Origin of the sequence: Paraburkholderia ginsengisoli NBRC 100965 (assembly GCF_000739735.1) — a bacterium.
GTDB classification, from domain to species: Bacteria; Pseudomonadota; Gammaproteobacteria; order Burkholderiales; family Burkholderiaceae; genus Paraburkholderia; species Paraburkholderia ginsengisoli.
In genome coordinates this window covers 898,159-913,208 of sequence record NZ_BBJF01000004.1, presented here as the reverse complement: position 1 = coordinate 913,208, position 15,050 = coordinate 898,159, and the positions used below count along the sequence as shown (strand labels likewise).

Sequence of the window (15,050 nt, the reverse complement as noted above, 5' to 3'; positions counted from 1 at the left end):
GTTTGGCCTTACGTGTGCTGCGTGACGCGTGTTTCGCGCCGTAGCGGTTCGAACCGCCTTTGCGGCTATTGTGCCTGACAACGCGCCGGCAAAATAGCCGTTTGGTTCGAACGCTTAAAGCTGTCCTGCGACGGCACTCCCCGGCGAGTGCGCCGCGATCTCCTTGGCCGACTGCGTCATGTCGATACCGCGCCGCTCGCGGCTGAACGGAATCAACGCGGCAATCACCACGGCGACGATGCCGATTACGACCGCCATCACGAGCGCGTAGTTGTTGCCCATCTGTTCAGCGAACTTGGCCTGCAACGGACCGTTCACCGACGCGATCAGATTGCCGAGCTGGTACACGAGACCCGGAAAGGTCGCGCGGATTTCATCGGGCGAGATCTCGTTCAGGTGTACCGGGATCACACCCCATGCGCCTTGCACGGAGATCTGCATCAGGAATGCGCCAAGCGCGAGCAGCACCGGCGTGCTCGAAAAGGCCCACAGCGGCAGCACCGGCAATGCGATCAACGCGGCGATGAAGATCGCACGCTTGCGGCCGATCTTTTCCGACGCCCAGCCAAAGAAGAGGCCGCCGCAGATCGCGCCCACGTTCAGCACGATCGTGATCCACGACACCGTGTGCGCTTCGAACTGATGCTGCACGCGCAGGAAGGTCGGATACAGATCTTGCGAGCCGTGCGAGAAGAAGTTGAACGCGGTCATCAGCACGATCGCATAGATGGACAGCCCGACGTTCTGCTTCAGCGTGGCGAGCAGGCCGGGGCGCGCTTTCTTTTCGAGCGTCTTGAAGGCCGGCGATTCCGGCACGTGCGCCCGCACGTACAACACGAGCAGTGCGGGCAGTACGCCGACGAAGAACATGCCGCGCCAGCCGATGTATTGATAGAACACACCGAACACGATCGACGCGAGCAGGTAGCCACTCGGATAACCCGCCTGCAGCAGACCCGAGACGATGCCGCGCGATTTCGGCGGCACGGTCTCCATCGTCAATGCGCCGCCGACGCCCCACTCGCCGCCCATCGCGATGCCGAACAGCGCGCGCAGCACCAGCAGCGTCATCAGGTTCGGCGACAGGCCGGACAGCAGTTCCAGCAGCGAGAAGCACGCGATGTTGAGCATCAGCGTTGGACGGCGGCCGTACTTGTCGGCCAGCCACCCGAAGATCAACGCGCCAACCGGGCGCATCATCAAGGTCAGCATAATTGCGACAGCCACCGACGGAATGGTAGTGTTGAATTCCGCCGCGATATCTTTCAATACGAACACCATTAGAAAGAAATCGAATGCGTCGAGCGTCCAGCCGAGATAGGCGGCGATCGTGACGTTTCTCTGTTCCCGAGTCCAGCTCATTGATTGTTCCCCTCTGTCTCCAATAACCCGTGTTTGACGACGGGCGGCTCCCGTAGCCCCGTACGCCCTATAAAACAAGGGCTTGCGGCGAGTGTACGCCGACCGTTAAACGCTTGCATGGTTGAAGCGGCTTTTATCCGTATTAATACCTGGGGCGCATTCCATACTGAATCAATAACGCATGCTGAATGTCGGATAAATGTAATTATTGTATTGATTATGTGAGCTGTGAATTTTGTTATCTGTAATATTGTTTGAATTGCAAACGCGTGAATTGCGGCCATTCGGTCGATTCGTTTTCGCGCGTGGGTAGAGGTCGCGCTCGCGGGATTCAGGTTGGCGCGCGGCGAAGCGGGCGGGTATAACTGCGGCTCGCGCTGCATTCGCGGCGCGCATACAAGGGGGACCGACAAATGACAATTCCGCATCTTTGCCTGCTCATCGTGGCACTGTTGCCGTTTCCGTGGACGCTACTCGCTAAAGTCAGTAAGCGCTACGACAACCGCACGCCGCGAACGTACCTCGCCGGGCTGGACGGCTGGCGCGCGCGTGCGCATGCGGCGCATCAGAACGCGTGGGAGGCGTTGGCGATGTTTACCGCGGGAATCGTCGTGGCCGGGCAGGTGGGCGGTTCGAGTGTGTGGATCAACTGGCTGGCGATTACGTTCGTCGTCACGCGGGTGCTGCATGGCCTGCTGTATGTGGCGAATCTGGCGTCGCTGCGCTCGTTGGTGTGGTTCGTCGGCGCCGCGTGTGTAGTGTCGATGTTCTTTGTGTCGGTGGGCTGACTGAGTGTGTGAACTTGCCGCGTGTCTCTGGTACGCCGCAGGCGGCACATATATGTGCATACCGCATCAATGAATCAGAAAAATCAATTTGATTCATGCTGCGTGGCGGAATACCATGGGCGCCATCCCGCCCATTTGTGCCTTTGCCGACGCGTTATGCCAGTCAAATCAATCACTTCGAAGCTCGTGCGCCGTGTGCACAGTCCGTTCGCGGCGGTCGCCGCGGTCACGCTGCTCACGGGTATCGGCGCGGGTGTTGGAGGCATGCTGCTCGCGTTGCTGCTGCACGGCATCCAGCATCTTGCTTACGGCTACAGCGTCGCGCACGTGATCAGCGCAGAGAGTTTTTTGCAAGGCGTGACGGCCGCGTCGCCCGAGCGTCGTGTGTTGGTTCTGACGGTTTGCGGCCTCGTGGCAGGGCTTGGCTGGTGGGCGTTATATCGGTTCGGCCGGCCGCTCGTGAGTATCCGTCAGGCCGTCAAATCCAACGATCCGCAGATGCCACTGGCGAGCACGACGATCCACGCGCTGCTGCAGATCGTCACGGTCGCGCTCGGTTCGCCGCTCGGCCGCGAAGTCGCGCCGCGCGAGATCGGTTCGGCATTGGCCGGGTGGCTGTCGCGCCGCGCGGGTTTGTCGGTCGCGCATCGCAGGATCATGGTGGCTTGTGGCGCCGGCGCGGGACTGGCCGCGGTCTACAACGTGCCGCTCGGCGGCGCGGTGTTCGTGCTCGAGGTCCTGCTCGGCACCTTCGGCTTGCCCGCGCTGGTGCCGGCCATCGTGACCTCGTCGATCGCGGCGCTGGTCGCGCAACTGGGACTGGGCAACGAGCACCAATACGTCGTGCCGTCGATGACGTTCGGCGCCTCTCTGCTCGTGTGGTCCATCGTGTGCGGTCCGGTTTTCGGTGCGGCGGCCTGGTGCTTCACGGAGTTGATGAAGCGCTCGCGTGCGGCCGCGCCGAAAGACTGGCGTTTGCCGGTGTTGTCGCTGCTGAACTTCATGATCATCGGCATGTTGGCGATGCATTTCCCGCAGTTGCTCGGCAATGGCAAAGGCCCTGCGGGACTCGCATTCGATGGCGGCCTGACGATCAGTCTCGCCGCGATGCTGCTGGTGCTGAAGGTTGTGATCACCGCGAGCAGTTTGCGCGCGGGCGCCGAGGGCGGCTTGCTCACGCCCGGCCTCGCGAATGGCGCGTTGCTGGCGATCGTGCTCGGCGGTCTGTGGAGTCTGGTCTGGCCGGGGGCGTCGCTAGGCGCGTTCGCCGTGGTGGGCGCGACTGCGTTTCTTGCGGCATCGATGCAGATGCCGGTTACCGCCGTGGTGCTCGTCTTTGAATTCACGCGCGTGAGCCAGGGCTTTCTGATTCCCGTTCTGTTCGCGGTCGGCGGCGCGTTGCTCGCTTATCAGATGTGCGCGAAGTGGGCGCCTGCGTGGCAGGTGAGTATGGGCTTTAGCTGGAGTGGGGCGGATAAAGCGCGATAAGGTGGTGGAGTGCTTTCGACAGCGATAGGGTGTCGCGCGAAGTCGTCGCAGAAGAGGCGGCGGGAACGCTTCAATTGATGAAATGAGAGGCAACGAAGCAAGAGCGTCGCTCGCCGTCGAGCCACTGGCGAAGCGCAAACGGAAACGGCGCGCTAGAAACAAAAAACCCCGCGAAGCACGAAGGCTCAACGGGGTGTTTCGTTTCACTTGAAGGTGGGTGGTGCCCAGGAGAGGACTCGAACCTCCACGGTGTTGCCACCGCTAGGACCTGAACCTAGTGCGTCTACCAATTCCGCCACCTGGGCACGTCTTCAAGCTAGACCGCTATTTTAGCGAGCCGATCAAGTTTGTCAATCCCTGCTTCAAACAAACTTTATCGACCGCCCGGTTAAGTTGTGCAAAGAAGCAATGCTTCATGGCTCAACTACCGTCCTGCCAACTACGCAAACCGATCGCCTCAACGAGTGAATCGAACCGCGTAGCTTCACACAAAAATTAGAGCCGCCCGTAGGCGGCTCTAATTTTGAATCTGGTGCCCAAGAGAGGACTCGAACCTCCACAGTGTTGCCACCGCTAGGACCTGAACCTAGTGCGTCTACCAATTTCGCCACCTGGGCAGGTGATGAACTGCAAAGACCGCCATTATAGCGACAGATTAGGGCCTGTCAAGCGTTTCTCAAAACTTGCCCGAACATCGCGGCGACGAGCCTGCATGCGCTTCACAGCGACTATTGACGGGCCGCTAGGCGCGCAAGACGGGTGTTAGAATGCCTCGCAGTAGTTCGTTGGCACGGTGCACACACGCCAGTCGACTCAGCCTTGAACGAGCCGGACCCGAGCAGTCTTTTCTGTGCATATGCAGGTGCAATTCAAGCGCAACGCAAACGCTTCTTCAGCCGAGCCACATCGCCGACCGACGTCCATGCAACGAGAAAAAATCATCGACAAGCCCTTGAGCAAATTTCCGTATCCGATTCCAAGCCGCGAAGAAATTCTGGGCGTCCTGCGCACGAGTGAAACGCCGCTTGCCGCGAACGACATCGCCGAAGCCCTGTCGATCAAGCGCCAGGAGCGCGAAGGATTTTTCAAGCGCCTCGGCGCGATGGAGCGCGACGGCCAGATCCGGCTCGACCAGCGCAACCTCTATCAGTTGACCCATCCGTCGAACTTCGTCGCGGGCCGCGTGCAGGGCCACCGCGACGGCTTCGGTTTTCTGATTCGCGACGACGGCCAGGACGATCTGTTCCTGCCCACCGGCGAGATGCAGAAGGTCATGCACAACGATCGCGTGCTCGCGCGCATCGTCGGTTATGACCGGCGCGGCCGTCCGGAAGGGCACATCGTCGAAGTCACGGATCGCGCCAACAAGCGCGTGATCGGCCGCCTGCTCAACGAGAACGGCGCGCTGATCGTCGCGCCCGAAGACAAACGCATCGGCCACGACATCCTGATCACGCAGAACACCAAGAAGGCCAAGGTCGGCCAGGTGGTGGTGGTCGAGTTGACCGATTTCCCGAGCCGTCATTCGCAGCCGCTCGGCCGCGTGGTGGAAGTGCTCGGCGATATCGACGACCCCGGCATGGAAATCGAAATCGCGGTGCGCAAATACGGCGTGCCGCACGAGTTCAGTCAGGACGCGCTCGACGAAGCCGCGAAGCTGCCCGACGAAGTCCGTCCGGTCGACGCGCGTCACCGGATCGATCTGCGCGACGTGCCGCTCGTCACGATCGACGGCGAAGATGCCCGCGACTTCGACGACGCAGTGTATTGCGAACCGGTTCAGGTCGGCCGCGGCGAGGGCTTCCGCCTGATCGTCGCAATCGCGGATGTGTCGCACTACGTGCTGCCGAAGAGCGGGCTCGACGCCGACGCGATCGAACGCAGCACGTCGGTGTACTTCCCGCGCCGCGTGATTCCGATGCTGCCGGAGAAGCTGTCGAACGGCTTGTGCTCGCTGAATCCGCACGTCGACCGTTGCGTGCTCGTGTGCGACATGATCGTCACCACGCGCGGCGAAGTGAAGGCGTATCAGTTCTATCCTGGTGTGATGCATTCGGCCGCGCGTCTGACCTACACGGAAGTCGCCGCGGTACTGAAGAACACGAAGGGTCCGGAAGCCGCCCGCCGTGCCGCGTTGCTGCCACAACTGCAGAATCTGTACGGCGTGTACAAGTCGCTGTTCGCGGCGCGTCAGAAACGCGGCGCGATCGACTTCGATACGACCGAGACGTACATCGTCTGCAATGCGCAGGGCAAGATCGAACAGATCGTGCCGCGCGCCCGCAATGACGCGCACAAGTTGATCGAGGAATGCATGCTGGCCGCGAACGTCTGCGCCGCCGACTTCCTCAAGCGCAACAAGCATCCGGGTCTGTTCCGCGTGCACGCCGGACCGACTGCGGAAAAGCTCGAAAATCTGCGCACGTTCCTGCGCGGCATGGGCTTGACGCTTGCCGGCGGCGACACCCCGCACGCGAGCGATTACGCCGCGCTGATGGCGCAGATCCGCGAGCGGCCCGACGCGCAGATGCTGCAAACCATGCTGCTGCGTTCGATGCAGCAGGCGGTCTACAGTCCGGACAACATCGGCCACTTCGGTCTCGCGTACGAGGCGTATGCGCACTTCACGAGCCCGATCCGCCGTTACCCCGATCTGCTCACGCACCGCGCGATCTACGCGATCCTGCAGGGCCGCAAGTATCAGCCGGAGCCGCCGCAAGGTATCGAGCTGAATACGGCGCTGTCGCCGCGGGCCCGCGCGATGCAGCAGTCCGACGAAGAAAAACGCGGCCGGGCGCGCGCGAACAACGTGGCGATCTGGGAAGAGCTCGGGCTGCATTGCTCGGCCAACGAGCGCCGCGCCGACGAAGCGTCGCGCGACGTCGAAGCCTGGCTGAAGTGCTATTTCATGCGCGACAAGCTCGGCGAGGAGTACGGCGGCATGGTGAACGGCGTGACGTCGTTCGGCATTTTCGTGCAGCTCGATTCGCTGTTCATCGAAGGTCTCGTGCACGTCACCGAACTCGGTTCCGACTACTTCCAGTACGACGAAATCAAGAACGAGTTGCGCGGCGAGCGCACCGGGATTCGTTATCGCCTGTCGGATCGGGTGCGCGTGCAGGTGAGCCGCGTCGATCTCGACGCGCGCAAGATCGATTTCCGGCTCGTGCGCGACACGCCGATCAAGCCGCCCGCAGCGCGTGGGGCATCGGCCGACAAGGGTTCCGGTGAAAACGGCAGCGCGCGCGTGCGTGCGTTGCCGCCGGTCGAAGGCGGCGCGGCCGCGCAGGGCGCGCGGCGCAAGAAGGCCGCGCCTGCGCAGACCGCGGCGGTCAAGGAAGCGCGCGCCGCGCGTGGCGCGGCGAAGAAGCACGGCGCCGCGGCCAAGGCAACGCCGAAACCGCAGGCACGCAAGAAACGCTGAAGCGGTTTGACCGCCAGAACCGCGCGCATCGGGTACGTATCCACGTGCCGGTTGCGCGCGGTCTGCGTTTTATCGCGGCCATGCAAGCAACGAAGTCAGGTGCGGCAGATACGTGCACGCGACCGGTAAGTAAAGCATTCATACGCAGTACACAGACTCGTATTCATCACAGCAGCGCACGTTGTAATCGCGCTCAATCAAAGGTTGTTCAGTCATGGCACGTCTCAAGGTTTTATACGGTTTCCACGCAGTGACCGCGCGTATCCGGCACGATGCGTCGACGGTCGAAGATGTTTATTACGACGCGACGCGCAAAGACCGTCGTATGACCGAGTTTCTGCACACGGCGAAGGAAGCCGGCGTGCGCCTGATCGCCGCCGACGAAACGCGGCTGTGGGGTCTCGCTCACACCGAGCGTCACCAGGGCGTGGTGGCGCGTGCGGGCGACATGCCGCTCGCGCAGAACCTCGCCGAGCTGCTCGATGGCATCAACGGCTCGCCGCTGATCCTCGTGCTGGACGGCGTGACCGATCCGCACAATCTCGGCGCCTGCCTGCGCGTGGCCGATGCGGCCGGCGCGCACGCGGTGATCGCGCCGCGCGATCGCGCGGTCGGCTTGAACGCGACCGCCGCGAAGGTGGCGAGCGGCGCGGCCGATACCGTGCCGTACATCACGGTGACGAATCTGGCGCGTGCGCTGCGCGAGTTGAAAGACGCGGGCGTGTGGGTCGTCGGCACGGCCGGCGAAGCCACCAAGAGCCTTTACGACACCGAACTCGACGGTCCGGTGGCGCTCGTGATGGGCGCTGAAGGCGAGGGCATGCGCCGCCTCACGCGCGATACCTGCGACGTGGTCATGCAGATTCCGATGGCCGGCACGGTCGAAAGCCTGAACGTGTCGGTGGCGAGCGGCGTGTGTCTGTTCGAAGCGGTGCGTCAGCGGGCGGTGAAGAAGTAATCGCCCGACGTAAGCGCCCGGCGCTCGCGCGCCACTCCGCTAAACTAGCCGCTTTTAATGCTTTAAAAACTGCCTGTCAGCCTCTCCCATGACTCAAGACGAACTGAAACAACTGGTCGGCCAGGCCGCCGCCGACTACGTCAACGCCAACGTGCCCGAAGGCTCGGTGATCGGCGTCGGCACCGGCTCCACCGCGAACTGCTTCATCGACGCGCTGGCCGCCAACAAGGCGCGCTATCGCGGCGCGGTGTCGAGCTCGCTCGCCACCACCGCGCGTCTGCAATCGCACGGCTTCAAGGTGCTCGACCTGAACGAAATCGATTCGCTGCCGGTGTACGTCGACGGCGCCGACGAGATCGACCGCAGCGGCGCGATGATCAAAGGCGGCGGCGGCGCGCTGACGCGCGAGAAAATCGTCGCGTCGGTGTCGGAAGTGTTCGTCTGTATCGCGGATGCCAGCAAGCTGGTCGACACGCTCGGCAACTTCCCGCTGCCGATCGAAGTGGTGCCGATGGCGCGCACCGCGATCGGCCGCCGCGTCACGGCGCTGGGCGGCGTGCCGGTGGTGCGTGTGACGAAAGAGGGCGTGCCTTTCATCACCGACAACGGCAACGAAATCATCGACGTCAAAGGGCTGCGCATCAGCGACCCGCGCACGCTGGAAACGCACATCAACGCGTGGCCGGGCGTGGTGACCGTGGGCCTGTTCGCGGGCCGCGGCGCGAATCTGTGCCTGCTCGGCATGGATACCGGCGTCGAGACGATTGAGTGCAGCCACGGCTGATCGACGCGTCGTGACGAGGCGCGCGAACTTGCGCTGAGCGGGTCGCGCGCGCCTCGTCCGGATCGTTTGCACTTAGTGCGGCTTGCCTGACGGTTGCGTGCGATGCTGCGAATACCGATCCACCGAAACGCCAACGACGGTTCTTCCAGCGTTTCGCCTCAACCCATCGACCTCGCTTCGCGAGATGCTATGTTTGCGCCTGATCGGCGCGCAACGCGCTGATCCACAGCCAACGCGAACGAGGCTGCGCCGTGATCATGTTTTTACCGGCCAGCCGTCGCGTTGACGCGGCCGTCTCCCCGACGGCTGCTCGCCGCGGGAAAGCCCTCGCTTCTCCCTCGCACACACACCTACAGCCAATTATTCGCGGACTGTCACGCGTCGAATGTGGGCACCCGCACGCACAGCACGGAATGTGACACATACACTCTTCGTTAGGCCAAAGCGGTGATTTTCGACAGCTAGGAGAGGTCATGAAAGTGGCGATCGTGCACGACTGGCTCGTCGCATCCGGCGGTGCGGAGAAAGTGCTCGCGCAGATCATCGAGTGCTTTCCCGACGCCGACCTGTTCAGCCTCGTCGATTTTCTCGAAGACCGCCAGCCGCTTCGCGGCAAGTCCGTCACGACGTCGTTCATCCAGCACCTGCCGTTCGCGCGGCGCCGCTATCGCGCGTATCTGCCGTTGATGCTGCGCGCGATCGAACAGTTCGATCTGTCGGGTTACGACCTGATTCTCACGAGTTCACGCGTGCTGGCGAGAGGCGTGCGGGTCGGTCCGGAGCAGACGCATGTGAGTTATGTGCATGCTCCGGTGAGCCACGCGTGGGATCTGCAACACCGCTATCTGCGCGAGGCGAATTTGACGCAAGGGCCGAAGTCGTGGGCCGCGCGCGTGTGGCTCCATTATTTGCGCAGCTGGGACGCGCGTTCCGCCGACAGCGTCGACAGCCTGATTGCGAACTCGCATAGCACCGCGCGACGCATGATGAAGACGTACCGGCGCGAGGCCGCCGTGATTCCGCCGCCGGTCGACGTGCATGAATTCGAGCTGCGCACGCAGAAAGACGACTTCTATCTGAGCGTGGCGCGCAGCGTGTCGGGCAAGCGGCTCGATCTGATCGTCGCGACTTTCAATGCGATGCCGCAGCGCAAGCTGGTCGTGATCGGCGACGCGTCGCAGATGGCGCCGCTGCGCGCCAGCGCGGGACCGAACGTGACGATTCTCGACTCGCAGCCGCGCGAGGTGTTGAAGGATTATCTGCAGCGCGCGCGAGCCTTCGTGTCGGCCGCCGACGAAGCGTTCGGCATCGTCCCGCTCGAGGCGCAAGCCTGCGGCACGCCGGTGATTGCGTTCGCCAGGGGCGAGGCGCTCGACAGGGTAGTGCCGCTCGGCGAGGCGCATCCGAGCGGCGTTTATTTCGGATCCCAAACGGTCGCGTCGATGCGCGACGCGGTCGAGCGCTTCGAACGGCTGCGCGAACGCATCACGCCGGCGGCTTGCCGTGCGAATGCCGAACGGTTTTCGGCAGCGGTCTTCCGGCGCGCGTTCATGGCCGAGGTCACCCGCACGCTTGCCGCCGCCGGTGTGCGGCAGCGCGTGGGGACGGTGGAAAGCACAGAGCAGGATCTTGCCGCCGAAGACGTCGGATGGCAGGACAAATCCGCAACCAGGAGCAGCTAGGGCTGTGATGTGCAGGCAGCACGCGCACGTGAAATGACTTTCGTCGTACCGCAGTAGGCTGTAAGCAGCCGTTCGGAGAATGGCGTTCGGCTGGCTATCGCTGTCGATCCGCTTCGTTTGGCCTCGTGGGTAGCACGCGTGTTCGATGCGCGGATACCTGCGGGGAGGGACAACGCGGGTCATGTCAAAGAAGGCGTTGCTGGACTAATAAACAGACATACGGGGGCGCGCAGCGCGGTATTGACGCGGCACTCACTGATGCAGGCTTGCCTCACGTATGGCTATAACGACCTGAAGCAGACATCCCCGGCGTGGACCACGTGCCGCCGCAATACACCGTTTTCGATGTAGGCGGCAACCGGTCCAGGATCGTCGCGGCGATCACTATGACAGGTTGTCGTTATTCGTTCGTCAAGCAGGTTTTGACGCATGCGGAGTACGACCTTTGGACGAGGAAGAATTTAAACTCATGAATGCCGATCGCCTTCCGGGACCTTTTCCCGACCTTGCCCAAACCTGGGCGGCACTGCAAAACCAGCTGCCCATCACACCCATTCGCACCGACGAGGATTACCAGCAGATGGTGCGGCTGGCCAACTCGCTGGCTGATCATCTGAAGGGCAACAAGGAAGATCCACTTGTCGACCTGTTCACTATCGTTAAGGATCTGGTCGAAAGATGGGAAGCGCACCACATGACGCTTCCAAAGGCGGAGCCGCGCGAGGTATTGCGGCGTCTGCTGGAGACGCACGGACTCAGGCAGAAGGACCTGATAGGCATCGCGTCGCCCACCGTGGTGAGCGATATTCTCGCGGGGCGCCGCGCGATCAGCAAGAAGGTGGCCAAGGCACTGGCCGCGCGTTTCAATACCGACGTCAGCGCGTTTCTGTGAAGCTCGCGCAGCGCGGGCCGCGTGCCGCGCGCTGTGCGGGACAGTAAGCTGCGCTCGCTTACCGCGACCCGTCTCATGTGCGCCGACGCCGGCGCCGCCGGCTGGCAGTTCAGCCGTTGGCGTCGGCGCCGCTGCATGGGCGGCCGCTTCTGATTGAGCTAGTGGAGTGCGCCGCTTGTCCGTGGCCCGCTACGGAAACACCACGGCTACGCGCTCGTCGATTCGAGCCGCTATACGCCGACCTTGGGAGCTTCGCGCGTGAAGCCGCTGCTTTGTCCGCTCAGCGCACCGCGGCCCGCCACGCTCCACGCAGCGCGCGCAAACCCACGCGCCACTTGCGAAGCGCGAGCGCCATGCCGCCGCGCTCGAATGCCAGCGACAACGCACGCAGGAAGCCGGGGTCCGCACGATCGCCGATCAGCGTCGAGTAAGCGACGAAGGCCCATCGGCCGTGCGGCGTCAGATATTCGCACATGATGAGCCGGAGATTGAATGACGCGTTATAGAAGGCGGCGTCGTTGAATGCGCAGTGCGCGTCTTCATCGCCGCGTTGGACAGGGAAGTGTTCGACCAGCAGCGACGGATCGTAGACCAGGGTCCAGCCGCGCCGTTGCACGTCCAGACTGAAGGCCATTTCGCAGTGAGCTTGCGCGCCGTTGCCGCGCAGGCGCGAGTCGAAACGCAGCGCGCCGATGGCCTCGCGGCGAAACGCCATGTTGACGCCTTTGAGTACGTGGACCCGGCGCGCTTCGCCATGACCGAGGTGATGATTGCCGATGGCGCGCCCATACCAGCGCACGAGGCCCACGCGCGGCGTGTGGCCTTGCGGGATGCCGTTGCGTTCATGGACGATGTCGCGTCCGCCGAGACCGCCGAGCGTCGGATCGCCGTTGAACGCGCGAGCGATCCGCGCGATCCAGTCGCTATGCGGCGCGGCATCGTCTTCGGTGAAGCAGAGCACGTCGCCGCTCGCGCTTTCGATGCCGAGGTTATACGCCGCCACCATTCCCGGCTTGCGCAGCAGGACGACGAAGCGGCGCGGATCGGGCCGGTTGGCTTCGCGCGTGCGCAGCCAGTCGAGCGTGGCGTAGTCGTCGTGGCGCGCGATCACGATCACTTCGTCGGCGCGTCGTTCCTGCGCGTCGAGTGCCGCGAGACAACGAGCCAGGTCGGCCGTGCGCCGATGCGTCGGCACGATCACCGACACTCTCACGAACGGTTCCCTGACTGGCATGCTCAGAATGCGTTGCGGCCAACGAAGCCCTTGAAGATCGTGATGAACACGATTTTCATGTCGAACCAGAACGACCAGTTGTGGATGTAGAAGAGATCGAACTTGACGCGTGCCTCCATCTTTTCCACCTTGGTGGTGGCGCCGCGATAGCCGTTCACCTGGGCCCAGCCGGTAATGCCGGGCTTGATCCGGTAGCGATGCATGTAGCCGTACACCTGATCCTTGTAGAGATCGTCGTGTTCGATCGCATGCGGACGCGGACCCACTACCGACATCTGTCCGAGCAACACGTTGAGAAACTGCGGCAGCTCGTCGAGACTGGTGCGGCGCATGAAGGCGCCGAGTTTCGTGACGCGCGCGTCGTTGCGCGAGGCCTGGGTGAGCTGGCCGTGCGCTTCGTGGTGAACGGTCATCGAACGGAACTTGTAGATGCCGAACGGCTGGCCGTCGATCCCCTTACGTGTCTGACGAAAGAACACCGGCCCCGGCGACGTGAGCTTGATGCCGATCCCGAGCACGATGAACACCGGTGCGAGCACGAGCAGCGCGAGCGCCGCGAACAGCCGGTCGAACATCAGCTTCGGCCACATCTGCGGCGGCGAGAAGGGCGTCGCGCTCAGATTGAGCGTCGGCAAACCGACGACATCGACTAGCGCGTGATTGAATAGCGAGAGGCTGCGTACATCGGGAATGAAGCGCAGATTCACGAAGTCGTGCCGGAAGAGGTGCGTGAAGCGATAGATCGTATGTTCTTCGGAAAGCGGCAACGCGAGCCACACTTCGCTCACGCGCTCGTTGCGCACCTTGCTGACGAACGCATCCAGGTCGGTCAGCACTGGCAGCCGGTTCAGACGCACGCCGTAGTTGCCGGCGCCTTCGATGCTGGTGTCGAACACGCACACCGGTTTGAAACCGGCTTGCGGCGCATGTTCGAGATGCGCGAGCAGCGTACGCGAGAAGCCCGGTGCCCCGACGATCGCGACCGTGCGGAAATTCATCCCGCGGCGCCGCACGCTACGCAGCACTCCGTGCATCGCGCAGCGGGTGGCGATGATCATCGCGCCGGAGATCAGCGTCGAATAGCCGAACCACAAGCGCGACACCGCGTCCATACGGTGCAGCGTGAATACCAGCACGAGGCCGGTGGCGACCACCACCAGCCACGCCGCGGAGATTCTCCCCAGCACCGGCGCCAGTGCCTTGCCGCGCCACGTTTCATACACCCCGAAAACCGGAAACAACAGCAGCACGAGCACGCAGTTGAAAGCGATCAGAAGACGCTCGGTGTCCGACAACTCGATCGGCGTCGAGAAGCGCAGCCAATGCCCGAGCAGACTTCCGGCAATCACGAATAGCGCGTCGAGTATCCGCGTAGTATTCCTGAACATATTTGAGTTTATCCAGTAGTCGAGCGGCACCGTGTCTTATTCGACGGTTTCGGCTTGACGCAGGCGCGGCAGCAGACGGTCGAATTCGCGCTTGACGAGGCCGTAGCATTCGCATGCGCGGGCTTCGAGGCCTTTGCGGTCGAGCACCTTGATGTGGCCGCGGCTGTGATGAATCAGGCCTTCGTCGTGCAGCTTGCCGGCCGCTTCCGTGATGCCTTCGCGGCGCACGCCGAGCATGTCCGCGATCAGTTGCTGGGTCACGGTGAGATCGTTCGACGCGACGCGATCCACTTCGATCAGTAGCCAGCGGCACAGTTGCTTGTTCAGCGCATGATGACGGTTGCAGGCGGCGGTTTGCGCGACTTGCGTGAGCAGCGCGTGCATGTACAACAGCATCAGGCGGCGCAGGAAATCCGAGCGCGCGAATTGCTGCTTGAGCGCCTGTGCGCTCATCCGGTACGCGAAGCCGGCGCACTGCACCTGCACGCGGTTCGGCATGGTTTCACCGCCGGTGAGCACCGGCACGCCGGTCATGCCTTCGCGGCCGACCGCGGCGATTTCGACCGAGCTGCCGTCTTCCATCGTCGAGAGCATCGAGATGATCGCAGTGGTCGGGAAGTAGACGTGATGAATGCGTTGACCGGAGTCGCACAGCAACTGCTCGGTACGCAGATGAACCAGTTCGAGGTGAGGAGCTAGCGCTTGCCATTCGTGCGACGGCAGTGCTCCAAGCAAATGGTTACCGTGCAGATCGGATTGAAGTGTCAACATGATCGGTCCTCGCGTGAAAGGCGCGTTGTGCGCGGCTTTCTGTTTTTTGATCCGATGTCCGCATCCGTAATGAACGACGCGCTGCCTGGCGAGCAGCAAAGGGATGAACAGACTCGGCCCCGTATTGGCCTGGTGCGCCTCCGCCGTTTTTGTGGACCCTGCTTGCGGTGACGCTGCGTTGCGCTTAGCTATTAGCGAGGACCGTGCCAACGCAAGGGAAAACGAGTGCTGGTGCGGCGCAGCGAACCAAACCTTAGCGACGCGCGAAGCCAAATGTGA

Annotated in this window: 12 protein-coding genes and 2 tRNA genes; 8 read left to right on the top strand and 6 right to left on the bottom strand. The window is 62.9% G+C overall.

Annotation, left to right across the window (positions count from 1 at the left end; genetic code table 11):
• Window positions 1–114 precede the first annotated feature (114 nt).
• Entirely contained in the window at window positions 115–1,362 is a 1,248-nt protein-coding gene (locus BGI01S_RS08155; protein ID WP_042323994.1) for an MFS transporter, read from the bottom strand.
• A gap of 413 nt (window positions 1,363–1,775) precedes the next feature.
• Here BGI01S_RS08155 and BGI01S_RS08150 point away from each other — a divergent pair, with 413 nt between their 5' ends.
• On the top strand, window positions 1,776–2,150 hold the full coding sequence (locus BGI01S_RS08150; protein ID WP_042323992.1) for an MAPEG family protein: 375 nt from the start codon (window positions 1,776–1,778) through the stop codon (window positions 2,148–2,150).
• Window positions 2,151–2,306: 156 nt separating this feature from the next.
• Window positions 2,307–3,638 carry a chloride channel protein gene (locus tag BGI01S_RS08145; protein ID WP_042323990.1) on the top strand — a complete coding sequence of 444 codons (1,332 nt, stop codon included), beginning with the start codon at window positions 2,307–2,309 and terminating at the stop codon, window positions 3,636–3,638.
• Window positions 3,639–3,856: 218 nt separating this feature from the next.
• Here BGI01S_RS08145 and BGI01S_RS08140 read toward each other — a convergent pair.
• Together BGI01S_RS08140 and BGI01S_RS08135 are read right to left on the bottom strand one after the other, a co-directional pair.
• A tRNA-Leu gene (locus tag BGI01S_RS08140) sits at window positions 3,857–3,943 on the bottom strand.
• A 225-nt stretch (window positions 3,944–4,168) separates the two neighbouring features.
• Window positions 4,169–4,255 (bottom strand) — tRNA-Leu (locus BGI01S_RS08135).
• 305 nt (window positions 4,256–4,560) lie between these two features.
• Between BGI01S_RS08135 and rnr the strand changes: the two genes are divergently transcribed.
• The 6 genes from rnr to BGI01S_RS08110 all read left to right on the top strand — a co-directional run bounded on the left by rnr (window position 4,561) and on the right by BGI01S_RS08110 (window position 11,378).
• A complete protein-coding gene (rnr, locus tag BGI01S_RS08130; RefSeq protein ID WP_042324507.1) occupies window positions 4,561–7,062 on the top strand; it encodes a ribonuclease R in 2,502 nt (833 codons plus the stop codon).
• Between the two features lie 214 nt (window positions 7,063–7,276).
• Window positions 7,277–8,020 carry a 23S rRNA (guanosine(2251)-2'-O)-methyltransferase RlmB gene (gene rlmB, locus BGI01S_RS08125; protein WP_042323987.1) on the top strand — a complete coding sequence of 248 codons (744 nt, stop codon included), beginning with the start codon at window positions 7,277–7,279 and terminating at the stop codon, window positions 8,018–8,020.
• 88 nt (window positions 8,021–8,108) lie between these two features.
• Complete coding sequence (rpiA, locus tag BGI01S_RS08120; RefSeq protein ID WP_042323986.1) at window positions 8,109–8,804, top strand: ribose-5-phosphate isomerase RpiA; 696 nt, start codon at window positions 8,109–8,111, stop codon at window positions 8,802–8,804.
• A 473-nt stretch (window positions 8,805–9,277) separates the two neighbouring features.
• Window positions 9,278–10,486, top strand: a complete 1,209-nt coding sequence (locus tag BGI01S_RS08115) for a glycosyltransferase (protein ID WP_042323983.1) — start codon at window positions 9,278–9,280, stop codon at window positions 10,484–10,486.
• A gap of 311 nt (window positions 10,487–10,797) precedes the next feature.
• On the top strand, window positions 10,798–10,959 hold the full coding sequence (locus BGI01S_RS30995) for a type II toxin-antitoxin system HigB family toxin (protein WP_322786960.1): 162 nt from the start codon (window positions 10,798–10,800) through the stop codon (window positions 10,957–10,959).
• Entirely contained in the window at window positions 10,956–11,378 is a 423-nt protein-coding gene (locus BGI01S_RS08110) for a helix-turn-helix domain-containing protein (protein ID WP_042324506.1), read from the top strand. Before BGI01S_RS30995 ends, BGI01S_RS08110 begins: the two co-directional genes overlap by 4 nt.
• A gap of 280 nt (window positions 11,379–11,658) precedes the next feature.
• Here the strand turns inward: BGI01S_RS08110 and BGI01S_RS08105 are convergent, their stop codons facing one another.
• From BGI01S_RS08105 to BGI01S_RS08095, 3 genes are read right to left on the bottom strand one after another with little or no spacing between them, the layout of a single operon-like run.
• Window positions 11,659–12,612 (bottom strand): glycosyltransferase family 2 protein, encoded by a 954-nt coding sequence (locus BGI01S_RS08105; RefSeq protein ID WP_042323981.1) that lies wholly within the window; start codon window positions 12,610–12,612, stop codon window positions 11,659–11,661.
• A 2-nt stretch (window positions 12,613–12,614) separates the two neighbouring features.
• Window positions 12,615–14,000 (bottom strand): undecaprenyl-phosphate glucose phosphotransferase, encoded by a 1,386-nt coding sequence (locus BGI01S_RS08100; protein WP_042323979.1) that lies wholly within the window; start codon window positions 13,998–14,000, stop codon window positions 12,615–12,617.
• Window positions 14,001–14,036: 36 nt separating this feature from the next.
• Complete coding sequence (locus BGI01S_RS08095) at window positions 14,037–14,771, bottom strand: Crp/Fnr family transcriptional regulator (RefSeq protein ID WP_006048767.1); 735 nt, start codon at window positions 14,769–14,771, stop codon at window positions 14,037–14,039.
• Between the last annotated feature and the right edge of the window lie 279 nt (window positions 14,772–15,050).

Excerpts from the sequence above, each read along its gene's own strand:
- BGI01S_RS08155 (WP_042323994.1), bottom strand. The coding sequence starts at position 1,362 with ATGAGCTGGACTCGGGAACAGAGAAACGTCACGATCGCCGCCTATCTC.
- BGI01S_RS08150 (WP_042323992.1), top strand. The coding sequence starts at position 1,776 with ATGACAATTCCGCATCTTTGCCTGCTCATCGTGGCACTGTTGCCGTTT.
- BGI01S_RS08145 (WP_042323990.1), top strand. The coding sequence starts at position 2,307 with ATGCCAGTCAAATCAATCACTTCGAAGCTCGTGCGCCGTGTGCACAGT.
- rnr (WP_042324507.1), top strand. The coding sequence starts at position 4,561 with ATGCAACGAGAAAAAATCATCGACAAGCCCTTGAGCAAATTTCCGTAT.
- rlmB (WP_042323987.1), top strand. The coding sequence starts at position 7,277 with ATGGCACGTCTCAAGGTTTTATACGGTTTCCACGCAGTGACCGCGCGT.
- rpiA (WP_042323986.1), top strand. The coding sequence starts at position 8,109 with ATGACTCAAGACGAACTGAAACAACTGGTCGGCCAGGCCGCCGCCGAC.
- BGI01S_RS08115 (WP_042323983.1), top strand. The coding sequence starts at position 9,278 with ATGAAAGTGGCGATCGTGCACGACTGGCTCGTCGCATCCGGCGGTGCG.
- BGI01S_RS08110 (WP_042324506.1), top strand. The coding sequence starts at position 10,956 with ATGAATGCCGATCGCCTTCCGGGACCTTTTCCCGACCTTGCCCAAACC.
- BGI01S_RS08105 (WP_042323981.1), bottom strand. The coding sequence starts at position 12,612 with ATGCCAGTCAGGGAACCGTTCGTGAGAGTGTCGGTGATCGTGCCGACG.
- BGI01S_RS08100 (WP_042323979.1), bottom strand. The coding sequence starts at position 14,000 with ATGTTCAGGAATACTACGCGGATACTCGACGCGCTATTCGTGATTGCC.
- BGI01S_RS08095 (WP_006048767.1), bottom strand. The coding sequence starts at position 14,771 with ATGTTGACACTTCAATCCGATCTGCACGGTAACCATTTGCTTGGAGCA.